Origin of the sequence: Methylosinus sp., assembly GCF_036560965.1 — a bacterium.
GTDB lineage: Bacteria > Pseudomonadota > Alphaproteobacteria > Rhizobiales > Beijerinckiaceae > Methylosinus.
In genome coordinates this window covers 72,782-84,018 of the sequence record NZ_DATBQF010000069.1, presented here as the reverse complement: position 1 = coordinate 84,018, position 11,237 = coordinate 72,782, and the positions used below count along the sequence as shown (strand labels likewise).

General features: G+C 61.7%; 26 protein-coding genes. 17 read left to right on the top strand and 9 right to left on the bottom strand.

Going from position 1 to position 11,237, the window contains the following annotated elements; genetic code table 11:
• Position 1: 1 nt before the first annotated feature.
• From VIF40_RS18020 to VIF40_RS17985, 8 genes are all read right to left on the bottom strand, one after another.
• Complete coding sequence (locus VIF40_RS18020) at positions 2–217, bottom strand: hypothetical protein (protein WP_331938894.1); 216 nt, start codon at positions 215–217, stop codon at positions 2–4.
• 4 nt (positions 218–221) lie between these two features.
• Positions 222–347, bottom strand: a complete 126-nt coding sequence (locus tag VIF40_RS18015; RefSeq protein WP_331938893.1) for a hypothetical protein — start codon at positions 345–347, stop codon at positions 222–224.
• A gap of 13 nt (positions 348–360) precedes the next feature.
• Positions 361–867: a hypothetical protein gene (locus tag VIF40_RS18010; RefSeq protein ID WP_331938892.1), complete on the bottom strand. Its 507-nt coding sequence runs from the start codon at positions 865–867 to the stop codon at positions 361–363.
• Positions 868–1,035: 168 nt separating this feature from the next.
• Positions 1,036–1,404, bottom strand: coding sequence for a hypothetical protein (locus VIF40_RS18005; protein ID WP_331938960.1), 369 nt, complete (start codon positions 1,402–1,404; stop codon positions 1,036–1,038).
• Positions 1,404–1,562 (bottom strand): hypothetical protein, encoded by a 159-nt coding sequence (locus tag VIF40_RS18000; RefSeq protein WP_331938891.1) that lies wholly within the window; start codon positions 1,560–1,562, stop codon positions 1,404–1,406. The genes VIF40_RS18005 and VIF40_RS18000 overlap by 1 nt, the downstream gene beginning before the upstream one ends.
• A gap of 2 nt (positions 1,563–1,564) precedes the next feature.
• Complete coding sequence (locus tag VIF40_RS17995; RefSeq protein ID WP_331938890.1) at positions 1,565–2,101, bottom strand: hypothetical protein; 537 nt, start codon at positions 2,099–2,101, stop codon at positions 1,565–1,567.
• Between the two features lie 54 nt (positions 2,102–2,155).
• Positions 2,156–2,842, bottom strand: a complete 687-nt coding sequence (locus VIF40_RS17990; protein ID WP_331938889.1) for a hypothetical protein — start codon at positions 2,840–2,842, stop codon at positions 2,156–2,158.
• Positions 2,839–3,063 carry a helix-turn-helix transcriptional regulator gene (locus VIF40_RS17985; protein ID WP_331938888.1) on the bottom strand — a complete coding sequence of 75 codons (225 nt, stop codon included), beginning with the start codon at positions 3,061–3,063 and terminating at the stop codon, positions 2,839–2,841. The genes VIF40_RS17990 and VIF40_RS17985 overlap by 4 nt, the downstream gene beginning before the upstream one ends.
• Positions 3,064–3,146: 83 nt before the next feature.
• Between VIF40_RS17985 and VIF40_RS17980 the strand changes: the two genes are divergently transcribed.
• The 16 genes from VIF40_RS17980 (at position 3,147) to VIF40_RS17905 (ending at position 9,642) form a co-directional block, all read left to right on the top strand.
• Entirely contained in the window at positions 3,147–3,575 is a 429-nt protein-coding gene (locus VIF40_RS17980) for a helix-turn-helix transcriptional regulator (protein WP_331938887.1), read from the top strand.
• A gap of 683 nt (positions 3,576–4,258) precedes the next feature.
• Positions 4,259–5,455, top strand: coding sequence for a DUF932 domain-containing protein (locus VIF40_RS17975; protein WP_331938886.1), 1,197 nt, complete (start codon positions 4,259–4,261; stop codon positions 5,453–5,455).
• 55 nt (positions 5,456–5,510) lie between these two features.
• Positions 5,511–5,717 (top strand): hypothetical protein, encoded by a 207-nt coding sequence (locus VIF40_RS17970; RefSeq protein ID WP_331938885.1) that lies wholly within the window; start codon positions 5,511–5,513, stop codon positions 5,715–5,717.
• Positions 5,718–5,720: 3 nt separating this feature from the next.
• Positions 5,721–5,924 (top strand): hypothetical protein, encoded by a 204-nt coding sequence (locus VIF40_RS17965; protein WP_331938884.1) that lies wholly within the window; start codon positions 5,721–5,723, stop codon positions 5,922–5,924.
• Positions 5,925–5,927: 3 nt separating this feature from the next.
• On the top strand, positions 5,928–6,125 hold the full coding sequence (locus tag VIF40_RS17960; protein ID WP_331938883.1) for a hypothetical protein: 198 nt from the start codon (positions 5,928–5,930) through the stop codon (positions 6,123–6,125).
• A gap of 25 nt (positions 6,126–6,150) precedes the next feature.
• A complete protein-coding gene (locus tag VIF40_RS17955) occupies positions 6,151–6,576 on the top strand; it encodes a hypothetical protein (RefSeq protein WP_331938882.1) in 426 nt (141 codons plus the stop codon).
• 119 nt (positions 6,577–6,695) lie between these two features.
• A complete protein-coding gene (locus VIF40_RS17950) occupies positions 6,696–6,836 on the top strand; it encodes a hypothetical protein (RefSeq protein ID WP_331938881.1) in 141 nt (46 codons plus the stop codon).
• Between the two features lie 2 nt (positions 6,837–6,838).
• On the top strand, positions 6,839–7,117 hold the full coding sequence (locus VIF40_RS17945) for a hypothetical protein (RefSeq protein ID WP_331938880.1): 279 nt from the start codon (positions 6,839–6,841) through the stop codon (positions 7,115–7,117).
• 60 nt (positions 7,118–7,177) lie between these two features.
• Positions 7,178–7,483: a hypothetical protein gene (locus tag VIF40_RS17940; RefSeq protein WP_331938879.1), complete on the top strand. Its 306-nt coding sequence runs from the start codon at positions 7,178–7,180 to the stop codon at positions 7,481–7,483.
• A gap of 5 nt (positions 7,484–7,488) precedes the next feature.
• Entirely contained in the window at positions 7,489–7,785 is a 297-nt protein-coding gene (locus tag VIF40_RS17935; RefSeq protein WP_331938878.1) for a hypothetical protein, read from the top strand.
• Positions 7,782–8,021 carry a hypothetical protein gene (locus VIF40_RS17930; protein WP_331938877.1) on the top strand — a complete coding sequence of 80 codons (240 nt, stop codon included), beginning with the start codon at positions 7,782–7,784 and terminating at the stop codon, positions 8,019–8,021. The genes VIF40_RS17935 and VIF40_RS17930 overlap by 4 nt, the downstream gene beginning before the upstream one ends.
• A 17-nt stretch (positions 8,022–8,038) precedes the next feature.
• Positions 8,039–8,344, top strand: a complete 306-nt coding sequence (locus tag VIF40_RS17925) for a hypothetical protein (protein ID WP_331938876.1) — start codon at positions 8,039–8,041, stop codon at positions 8,342–8,344.
• Positions 8,345–8,356: 12 nt separating this feature from the next.
• The gene (locus VIF40_RS17920) at positions 8,357–8,611 is read left to right on the top strand and encodes a hypothetical protein (RefSeq protein WP_331938875.1); all 255 of its coding nucleotides are present in this window, start codon (positions 8,357–8,359) and stop codon (positions 8,609–8,611) included.
• Positions 8,608–8,823, top strand: a complete 216-nt coding sequence (locus VIF40_RS17915) for a hypothetical protein (RefSeq protein WP_331938874.1) — start codon at positions 8,608–8,610, stop codon at positions 8,821–8,823. The genes VIF40_RS17920 and VIF40_RS17915 overlap by 4 nt, the downstream gene beginning before the upstream one ends.
• Complete coding sequence (locus tag VIF40_RS17910; RefSeq protein WP_331938873.1) at positions 8,820–9,173, top strand: hypothetical protein; 354 nt, start codon at positions 8,820–8,822, stop codon at positions 9,171–9,173. The genes VIF40_RS17915 and VIF40_RS17910 overlap by 4 nt, the downstream gene beginning before the upstream one ends.
• Positions 9,174–9,210: 37 nt before the next feature.
• On the top strand, positions 9,211–9,642 hold the full coding sequence (locus VIF40_RS17905; protein WP_331938872.1) for a hypothetical protein: 432 nt from the start codon (positions 9,211–9,213) through the stop codon (positions 9,640–9,642).
• Between the two features lie 137 nt (positions 9,643–9,779).
• Here the strand turns inward: VIF40_RS17905 and VIF40_RS17900 are convergent, their stop codons facing one another.
• The gene (locus VIF40_RS17900; RefSeq protein WP_331938871.1) at positions 9,780–10,040 is read right to left on the bottom strand and encodes a hypothetical protein; all 261 of its coding nucleotides are present in this window, start codon (positions 10,038–10,040) and stop codon (positions 9,780–9,782) included.
• A gap of 165 nt (positions 10,041–10,205) precedes the next feature.
• Between VIF40_RS17900 and VIF40_RS17895 the strand changes: the two genes are divergently transcribed.
• Positions 10,206–11,234, top strand: a complete 1,029-nt coding sequence (locus VIF40_RS17895) for a PD-(D/E)XK nuclease-like domain-containing protein (protein ID WP_331938870.1) — start codon at positions 10,206–10,208, stop codon at positions 11,232–11,234.
• Positions 11,235–11,237 lie beyond the last annotated feature (3 nt).

Genomic DNA, 11,237 nt, shown 5'->3' with positions numbered 1-11,237 from the left:
GTCAGGCCACCTTCACCACAATTACGAGCTGCTGGGGATGGAACGCTGCGCTTTGCAGCGTATCGCTGTCGTCGAACCAGATGCACTCGATCGCGCCGGCCGGGTTCTCCGGGTCGATCTTGTCGACGGACAGACGCAGCGTCGAGCAGTTGAGCCGGACGATATCGCCGATGCCGAAATCATCCAGCTCCGCGCTCGTCGTCGTTTGCTTCGCCATGCGCTCAGCCTCCAATGATCGTGATAACGGGAATGTCGGAACGTAGATTGTGGGAGGCCGCCGCGGCGCCGACGCAGAGGACGACGAGGATCGCCCAATCGAGCCAATCTTCAGGCTGAAACCACTTCATGAGCGCGGCTCCCTCAGGCTTCCGTGGCGTCGGCGCCGGGCAGGCCAATAACAGCGGCCTTCTCGTCCAGCTTCTTGATCCCCATCATCACGCGCTCGCCGTTCTCGCGAAGGCGCTCGGCTTCCTGGTCACGCAAATGGCGGGGTCGGAGGTCGGTCTCATCGTCGCCGGTCGGCGCATTGGCTTTCACGGCCGCGTCGAAGAGGTCGCCTTCATTGGCGATGGCGCGCATCTGCTCCCATGCCTCGACGTCTTCGTCGTCCTCAGGCGTTGCGTTCTCGACCGCGCGGTCATAGGTCCGCTTCGCCAGTTCCGATTTTATCAGGGAGTTGAACGCCGCCTTCGGCAGCCCGGCGTTTTTCGCCGCCTTCTTGATGTCTTTGAGCGGCGCGCGGATTTGGCGGCACTCGTTCATGTTCGCGATCTTCTGCGCGTCTAACTTTTCGTAGACGCGCATCGCCTCACCGAGGAAGCGCTTCACGGTTGTTGGATCGATGGAATTTTGTCCCGCTGTCGCCATGCTCGGCCTTCCCGAAAAGGCCCCGACGCCGCGATGGCGCCGGGGAAGTGCCTACATCGAACGGATCGCCGCGCTTGCCCCGCGGCTCGGGCAGTCCCCTGGGAGGGAATTGGAAGCGATGCGCCGGGACGCTGGACCTGATCCGGCGCATCGCCGCGCTGCGGAGCGTCAACTGCAGCCAGTCGTCGCGCCGCATGTCTCGCATTTCAAACAGGTCCCGTTCCGAACCATCGTCATGGCGCCGCAGTCCGGGCAGGGGTCGCCTTCGTAACCTTTGAGCTTCGCTTCCCGGCGCGACTCCGCAGCGCTCAATCGCGGTGCGACGGCCGGCGCTGTGGTAATTGCGCTTTCCGGTTGCGCCGCGCCGATCTCGATTGCCAACACCTCAGCGAACGCAACCAGCACGCACACGGCGCCCTCAGAACGGCGGGTCTCGGCAGCATTGGCCATACGCTCTGCGGCATTGCCAGCAATGCCGATCGCGAGGCGGAGACCCGCGGCAAAGCCGGCCTGATATTCAGAGCTGAATTTCGCCATCACGGGAACGCCTTTCGGCTCGCATAGCCGGCAGCGACGCGCAGACGCTGCGCCGCCCAGGTCATCACCCCAGCCGGATAGACCAACGCTAGCGAAAGGTTATCCAACACCCACGAAACGACCGCCCACGCGATTCTCGAATTGCCGTCGCGTTCCATTGTCATCGCCCTTCGATTGCGCCTCGGCGCGCCTGTGATTTCAGGTCGTCGATTTCGCGCTCTCGCTGCGCGATTTCTGAATCTATGCGAGCCCCACGCTCGGCGACGCAGGCAGCGACGATCCATGCCGGCGGCGCCTCAAACATCGCAGCGAGAAATTCGGGGCCGTAAGCCGCGATGAGACGCATCATCGCGACGCAGTTCGGCAGAGTCCCGGCCTCGAGCCATTTCTCGACCTGCGCAGCGCTGCATCCGGTATCCGCCGCGACATTCATCGCCGTCTTGCTCGGATGGAGCCGGCGCAGGAACGCCTTCAGGCGATCTCCGAGAACGGTCTGTGCGACGACCGAAGACTTTCGGATGACGCCAGACGAAGATGATCTCGTCATCACCGCCGACGCAGGGTGGTCATGAAAGGAGTAGGCGAAAACAGAATCATGAAACGATTTCACGTCGATACCTCCATCACTGAATTGCACTAGACGAAGATACGCAGAACACAGGACGCTACTGGAAAAGCCCTGCGGCAGACGCCGCATAGAATGCACGCGCGAGTGCAGCGCAGATGATGATTGCGGGGAAGAACAGCATGTTCATGTCGGAGCCCTCCAGAACAGCGCCGCGAGATAGACAACAACGATGGAGTCGAGAGCGACGACAATCCAAAGCATGCCAGCGTCACGCACTTCCGCGCGTTGGATCGACTCGATCTCATCGTCGGCGGCGGTCGCGACAATGAGATCAGAGATGAATGCGGGCCAGGCGCTCTTGCAGACACGCCCGGCCCGCTTCACCATCGCGGTTGCCACACTCACGAGGGATTCCAGGAAATGTCGAAACCCACGAAGAACACGACGGGCCATCTCGACCCGCTCGCCGTGGAGCTCGCCGGAACGCGGCTCCTGTTGCGGGCGCTGCTCGGATATCTGCTCGTCGACGACCTCGACGAGGCCGACCACGCCGTCTCCGCCCTGATCGTCAAGATCGACAGAATGTCCGCGGCGGCTGTCATCACTGGCGACCCGAGTGGAGAAGCCAGAAAGGCCATCCGTGATAGCGCCGTCACGCTGATCGCCGATTTGGGGCAGGCCAGAGGCCCGGTCCAATGACGTGAGGCGGACGTCCGTCGAGAGGAGTTGGAACGGCTTCTCCAACGTGACCGGCGCCCACCGCAGGCGGCCGAGCAAGTACCGGGCGCTTGGGCGCTGTTCCGGCGCCATGCTTGCCGCAGCGAGCGCGACAGGTGCGAACAACACGGATCGGCGGGAGAGGCCGGTCATTGGGCGACCTCCGAACTAGAACTTTTCGGAGCAAAAGCATTCAGGGGTACGACGCCCTTAGTGGCCTCGGATAGCTTCGCGGCGAGCGACATCGAAGGAATCTGCTTTCGGCTTTCGATCTTGCTCAAAAAGCCTTTCGAGGCCCCGACCATCTCCCCGAGCTGGTCGAGCGTGATGTCGTGCTGTCGGCGGTAAGCGCGAAGCGGATGTTCCTGGTTCATGGGCGGCATGGTTGCCTAATACGCAACAACAGTCAAGGAAAAAGTTTCCTATTGGCTTAACGACGCCCGGCCTGAGGTTTCCTATGATCGGTAACATGGGAAATATGGTTACAATTCACGCAGATAAGGCCGGGCCTCGCGTCCACTTCATCGCGGAGTGGCTGGAGCATCGTGGGCTATCGCAAGCCGAAATCGTGCGCGAGCTCGGCGTGAACAAAGGGACGGTTTCGAAATGGTGCAGCGGAGCTCTACCGGCAGAGGACAATCTCCGCGCGTTGGCAGCCTTTCTCGAGCTCGAGCCCGTAGAACTCTTTCGTCATCCCCAGGACGACTGGCTTACTCGGTTTTTCATGAACCGGAGCACAGAACAGCTCAAGCAAATGGTTGCGACTCTGAACGCAGCCTTTCCCCGCAAAGACGACGAGCGCGTGAGGCCGAGCGTTGACCAGGAGGCGCCGTCGGAAAGCCGAGAAAAGCCGCAGACAAAAAACCGCCCTAGAAAGCGGCGGTGAGTAAGCGCTAAGCCCGCCGACTTTTACAAGCTCAGACGATTCGAGATGCTAATTACCTGAAAATAGGGCGATGCTTAGCATTTTGCCTGGTTGGTTTCCGGCCTCGATCCAGTGCGCGCTTGCCGGCGCAATGCCGCCGCTGCCCGGCGTGTCGGACGAGTTGAGACGGGAGCGCGGGATATTGCCGCAAGTCGTGGAAGCACCGGCACGCAAGGCCCCCAGAGTAAAATAGGAACGCGCGGCATTCATTCATGGCCGTCTCGTAATCTGCGGCTTGATCCGCGACATTTTTGATCACGCACCCTCATCAAGATTACGCGCGCGCCTGCATGCGTCTATAAACTCCAGAGATCTCTGAATCTGAATCATACCAGCCCGTTGGCAATTACCAGGGGGGCGCGCTAAACGCGCCCCGCCCTGTACCTATCCTTGCCTACAATCTTGGTACTGATAACCGAATCTCTCAGCTCCACGACTCCTGTAACCCCGCCGGCGCGAATTCAGATGTACGCGCGCAGGGGACGGCTTGTCAAGAAAAGTTTCGTAATATGCAACTCAGCGCTTGACGTTCGTTTCCTATTGCGCAACACTCCCCTCCATCGGCCGAACGCGAGCAAGCCTCGCCGGCGATCCGCCTTCCCCGGAACCAATCCCGGATCGGCGCGAATTTTTGGAGGATCGATATGCAAGCCCAAGCGATTACCAAGAGCCAGGCCGCGGCCCCCTACAAAGTCGGCAATTTCGACAAGGGCGCGCTTCGCGGCGACGTTTCCAAGCAGTGGATTTCGCGCCCCGCCGATCAGCGGTTTCTTTCGCTCGGCGAGCTGAAGGACGCGATGGCCGAGAAGCGCGACACGAGCCACGAGTACCGCGTCGATACCCGCAAGATCGAATTCATCGCGCCGGAGCCCAAACGCCTCGAAGATACCCACGCCCTGACGGTCGGCCTTCCCGACGGCACTGAGATCGCGCCGAACCATTGGAGCTTCGGCCAGCTCTGCAATCTCGCCCAGGCGCCTTCCAGCTACCTTCGCCGGCTTCCGTCGCAGATCGTCGCCGACGCGTTGTCCTACGGTATGCGCTACAGCCGCGATAGCGACGAGATCAAGGCTTATGCGAGCGGCGACTCGCTGCTCGCGGCCACCGGCCCGGACTATGGCCGCATCTTCGATTGCGAGGTCGTCGAGGCCGTCATGCAGATCGCCGGCAACGGGATCGGCGACATGCGCTGGAAAGTTCCTGGCGTCCTGGATTGGCAGACAATGCTCTACAATCCTGACGCGCCGGTCACCATCGACTCGACGACGCTCTACGCGAGCGACCGCGACGTTTTCATTTTCTTGGTCGACGACCGGAATCCGATCGAGGTCGGGAAGCTGCCGAGCGGCGACCCGGACCTGATCTTCCGCGGCTTCTATGTCACAAATTCCGAAGTCGGCTCCGGCTCGCTCCGCCTCGCGGCATTCTACCTCCGCGGGGTCTGTATGAACCGCAATCTCTGGGGCGTCGAAAATTTCCAAGAGCTGACAATGCGCCACAGCAAGTATGCGCCGGCGCGCTTCATCGAAGAGTCCAGGCCTGCGCTCGCTTCCTTCGCGAATGGCTCGACGAAATCCTTGGTCGAGGCAGTCGCGGCGGCGAAATCGACGAAGCTCGCATCGGACCAGGACGAGGCGCTGGCCTTCCTGCAGGCCCGCAGCATCAGCCGTAAGCGCGCGCTGTTGATCCTCGAACAGGGCGAGCGCGAGGAGCAGCGCCCGGTGCGCAGCGCTTGGGATTTCGCGCAGGCGTTGACCGCCAACGCTCGAAGCGAGCCGAATACGGACTCGCGCATCGAGATCGAAACCGTCGCGAAGAAAATCCTCGACAAGGTCGCGTGAACCGGACGGGGCGCGGCATCCGCGCCCCCATCCCATTTTCATTCGGGAGGCAAAGATGCCGCAATTCGAGGTCCGCGCCCCCTTCGCCGGCTATGTCCGCGTGAAGATCGAAGACGAGGACGAGGCCAGCGCGATCGAGAAGGTTCTCGGTGATGAGTTTGTTCTCGCAGAATGCATCGACGAATGGCGCGTTGTCCGCAATCTCGGCAAAGGCTACGCGACCGTGACGCCGATCAATGACTCCGCCGAAGAGGAGCGGTGAGCCATGATCCGCAGCACCAACATCGCTCCGTCGCGAGCCATCGATCCGATCGTCCGAGGCTTCGGTGCCCGCGTCGATACGGAGCTCGCCAGACAGGCTGTCGTGAGAGCGCGCAAGGACGCTCGTCTCGACGCCTTCCTCGGCGCCCACAACGCCACCTTCATCAGCGCCGAGCGCGACGAGCGCGGCGTCTACCGGGTGAGGTGATCCATGGTCACGCTGCTCAACGACGAGGCGACGATCTCAGCAATGGCGCGCGAACTGCGCGCGCTCCAGTCATTCGACATCCGCGGCGTCGCAAAGTTCGCCGCAGTTCTCGCCGGATTTACGACGACCGAGATCGGGCGGTTTCTCGATCGCGCGATCGAATACGAGCGGGGGCGTCGAAAGGCGCTCTCGTCCAGGTAGTCCAGACGATTTTACCAGAAAGGATTTGGCAATGACCGCTGCTGACACGACGGCCACGGATATCCCCGACGATTCCGAAAAGACGATCAAAGATCTGCGCGAGACGATCGCCGGCTATATCGCGGCTCGCGATGACCTCATGAACGAGATCAACGGCCTGCGCCAGCGCAACGCCGCCTTCGCGGCCGAAGTCCAGAAGCTCCAGCATGAACGCGATGTCACGAAGCGCGAGTCCGCCGAGCACGCGAATATCGAACAATCGCTGCGGGCCGAGATCACCGCAGTCGCTGCCGACTATCGCGAGGCACGAGACGAAGCGGCGACGCTCCGCGGCGACTTGTCCGACGCCCGCTTCGCTCTCGCCGAAATGGCGCAGGCATTCGCCGAAGCCCGCAGCGACGCCCGCCTGTCGTCGGGGCGCGTCGAGGTCCGCATCCCGGCCTGTCTATAGGAGCGCCCCGATGTCAGAACAGCAACTCGCCCCTCTGATCGCCGCATCGCCGTTTCTGGCGATCGCCGCGATCTGGATCCCCGCCTTGGCTATCCAGGCGATCTGGGGAGACGACGACTATGTCGATTGACGCGATCATTCGTCGAGCGACCCGCCTGTTCGTCGTCGTCATCGGAATCATCGTCCTCACCGAGGCGATCAGCTTCGACGATTTCGACGACCCCGAAGATTGCGCGGCCTTCGCGCAGCTGGAGAACTGACGATGCCATTCGGCCCCCTCACTCCCGGTGTCTATCTGAGCGGCGTGGATCAATTCCTCGCTGCCGAGGAGCAGCCGGAAAAGCGCTGCGCTTTCCTGGAGAGGCAGCTCCGCGTCATCGACTCGCACAACTGCGCGCTCGAGCGCTGGACGCATAACGGCGGCCGCGGCAACCCGCCGAGCCCCTTCACGGCTTTCGAGCTGGCGCAGATCACGCTCGAGTTGAGCAAGCGTCTCGCCAATGAACGCGAGGCCGCGCGCCGGACGATCGCTGCGGAATAGGAGGACGTCATGGCAATCCACGTCAGATCGACGCCGGCGCAGCGGTCCTCAGACCGCAGGATGTTCGACAGCATCTTTCCGGGCTTCAATCGAACCGTCGACGAATGCGCGGAAAAGATCGAGGAGGCCGGGCGCGACCTCCGCTCGGATGCGATCGGATTTCGTCGGCTCATCATCGGAAGCCCTTACGAGCGCCTGACACTCGCTGGCCAGCTCATCGATATGTGCGAGGAAGATGCCGCCGAGCTGCTCAATCGCGAGATCGATCCACTGACTTTCGACGACGTGCTGGCCTCGATCGCGGCGCTCGCCGCGAAGGTCCGCGCTTTGAAGGATCGCTCTGAACTTCTGAAAGCGGCGGAGTGACGGCTATGGGAACTATCATCGCCTTTCCGCGTCGGAGCGCCGGCATGCTTCCCGGTGAGATCGAAGCGCGCGCCTATTACCGGCTCTGCCGCTTCCTGTTCGACCGCGCGCTCGCGGAAGGCGATGCGCGGGAGGTGATGACGCAGCTTGAAGACGTTCTCGCCTATCCGCTCCCGTTGTTCGGCGATGAGCGGTTGCGAAAGGAGCGCGACGACCTCGCCATGGTGATGGTCGGGATGGCGTTCGCGCGGTTCGTCGACGATGAGCGCAGAGCGCGCCCTGTCGCGGGGGAATGCAGATGAAACAGGCATGCAACAATTGCCGCTTTTGGTCCGCGCTCGCCGTCGAGCAAGTCGGCTTTCACGAAGAGGAGTCGACCTGCCTGAACGCGAAGAGCGCCGACTCCGGCGACATAACGCAAGGGCTCGACGTGTGCGAGCTCTGGGCTGGCGGCGACCTCGGTTCGATCGACGATCCCTGCTGGGGCGTTGAGGATGCGCGCGCGGCTTACGCGAAGTTCGATGGAGATGCGCTGTGATCGTCGGACTCACCATCATGGGCTTCGATTTCGTCGCCGACATCACCTACCGCGTGACGAGCTGGGGCTGCGATGCTCACTACGGATCGTCGACCTATCCCGGCCATCCGGCCGAGCCGCCGTCGTTCGAAATCGATCGTATCCGACTCTATCGCGACGTTCCGCTGACCGCCGAAGAGCATCGGCGCAAGGTCATCAAGACGCCGATCTTCGAGGCGACCGGCGCGCTGTTCGACGTGCTCTCGGAATTGCCCGACATCAAGGATGCGATCCCGATGGATGCTTTGGAACATGCAGATACACCTGACCACGACGAATATTGAGAGGGCCGAGCAATGACCACGAACGAAATCATTGAGGCGCAGGCGAACGAACGCGCCCGCCTCGCTGCCGAAATACGTGCCGAACTGAGCGCGACCGATGACGTCGGAATCCGCGCCGGTCTCGCTATCGCCGAAAGCATCGTGCGCCGCGGGCGCCGGCTGACCGAGACCGAGAAGTTCAAGAACCTCTGCGACGCGCTCGCCGAGATACCGGAGCTGCCCGTCGATTTGGCTGCGCTGCTCAACGATGTCGGAGGTGGGCCGTGACGACGAAGATCAAAGCCGTCTGGGGACCGGCAATGCCGGATGGGGATCGAACGTGCGGCGCGACGATCGATTTCGATGGAGTGACGGAGATCCTCCAGCGGGTCGAATTTGGCATTTTGTGGTTCGACATAATCACCGGCGACAAGCTTTCGCGCTCCATCAATGCGCGGCACGTCGCGGAAGTCCTTTACTACGAAAGTGACGAACTATGAGCATCTTCACGATCATCGCGATCGACGAGAGCATGGCGACGCAGGAGTATGTTCTCCCGCCGCGCCCTGGCTATGACGCGCTCAAACGCGTGCTCGGCCCGATCTTCGAAGAGCAGCGCAAGGGCGCGCATTTCGAGCATGTCGCTGTGCTCGGGGACGATGGGCGGCCCACCGATATGTTCGTCGACGACACGGGCGCTCTCCTTGGGCATCCCATCAATCTCGCTGCCACGCGCGTCTACCATCGGGCCAGCATCGCGCGCGGCGAGCACCATGAACGCGGGATCATCCCCGGCGCGCCGATGATTTATGGACTCGTCGTCGTCTTCGATCGCCGCGTTTGGTTTTAGGGCTCGCGTCGCAACTCTTTTGAAATAGGAGATGACAATGAACTACACGACTGCCGTATTTCTGATCAACAAGAACGTGCGCGCGATCAGAGCGATTTACGAAGCCGACGAAGGCGGGAAGAAAGCCCCGCGCGAGACCTTCAAGACGCTCGACCAAGATATCGTGGTCGGCGATTTCGTGATCGTCGAGTCCGGCACCAGGCACAACATGACTCTGGTGAAGGTCGTCGAGGTCGACGTGGATGTCGACTTCGACTCGGTATTGCCGATGAAATGGGTGGTCGATGTCGTCGACGCGACCGGTCACGCGGGCGTGCTCGCCAAGGAAGAGCAAGCCATACAGGCGATCAAATCGGCGGAGCTGCGGAAGAAGCGCGATGACCTGAGAGCCGCGCTCATTCTCGACCAGGAAGCGCTAACTGCGCTCCCGCTAGCAGCGATCGGCAACGCCGAACCGCCAACGGAATAATGAGCTTATGTCCCCCGCCTATGACTCCACACCACACAGGGGGACAAAGCAGCAGCGCATGCGCGCTGCTGGTCTGCTGCGCAGACAAGCCGTGAGAGGGAATGGGCCGTGTGGTGGAAAGTCCGGGGTTCATTCCCTCAATCGGCGCGGAGAGAAGTCATGGCGTCATGCGCGAAGTGCGGACGGGTGAAAATCCGCAGAGACAAATTGGGGCGCCGCAAGTGCAAGCGCTGCGGCTTTCTCAGATCGAACAGATTTCTTGACCAGGGCGGCAATCCGCAGCCGCCGATCGCCTGCGAAGAGGTGTCGCTGTCATGAACATCATAGCGTTCCTCAAAACCATTCTCGGCGCGGCGGCTACGCCAGCCGTCGAAGGCCGGCGGGTAGCTCGCGGCCATTCATGTCTCGACGCGATGCACCTATCCGACGAAGACCGTGCGGCCGTGCTCGCGACTCTGAAAGAGCAAGGCGGTGATGAGCGCAGCGCGCGGAATATCGCGTCTGCCGTTGGCGAGTTCAATCGGCACCGTGTCTCTGAAGTCAGCGCATAAAGGATTGTCCTTATGACCATCGAAACATTTCAGACAACAACGCTCGGCGCCGCGGCAGCGGCCGTCGTCGAAGGATTGACGCCGAAGCGCGAGCCGTTCGCGCCCGGTATCTATTTCGGCCTCGACGAAGAGGTCTATCACGCGGACGAGGCTCTTGGTTCGACGGACATGCGCCTACTCGCTCGCAATGCGCGCGAGTTTTGGTGGAAATCGAAGTTCAATCCGATCCGGGATGATGAAGACGAGGAAGAGACGGCCCAGTCGAAGGAAACGAAGATCGTCGGGAGGGCCATGCACGCGGCGGTCCTCGAGGGGCACGAAGCGCTCAAGGACAGATATGCGCCGACGTTCCACAAGGGCAACGTCAAGGCCGGCATAGCCGAGCGGGCGGCGATAGTTTCCGCCGGAAAGGAGCCGATCAAGTTCAAGCGCTGGCGGCGTATCTTGTTGGCGAGCTCCCTGATCCGAAATGACCCGGAGTGCGGTAGCGCTTTCTCGAATCCTATTGCGACCGAGCTTTCCGTTTTCTGGATTTGCGGGCGCTCCGGGATGCGAAAGAAGATGCGCCTCGATGCTATCAAGCCGAAGTCGCTCGTCGATTTCAAGACGATCGTGAACCGGGACGACGTTCCTTTCGAACAACTCTGCCTGACGCATATCGGGCGCTACGGCTATTACGCGCAGGCCGAGTGCTATCGCGACGGCTGGGCGGAAGTGCCGGCGCTGATCGCATCCGGCGCCGTCTTCGGCGCCCCATCGACGGAGGCGGTCGACCGTCTTCGCCAAGCCGCGGAGCGCGACCTCACGGCATTCACTTTCGTTTTCCTGCAAAAGACCGGCGCGCCTGCCGTGTTCGGCACGACGATCAGTCCCGGCAACGGAATTGCGGACAATGGGCGCGCGATCGTCGCCCAGGCGGAAGCGAACTGGAAAGAATTCAACGAGCGGTTCGGCGGGACGGAAACTCCTTGGATGGTTCCGCAGCCTCTTCGTGAACTCGATATCAATGACATCCCGCCTTACGCATTCCGCAGATATTGAAAG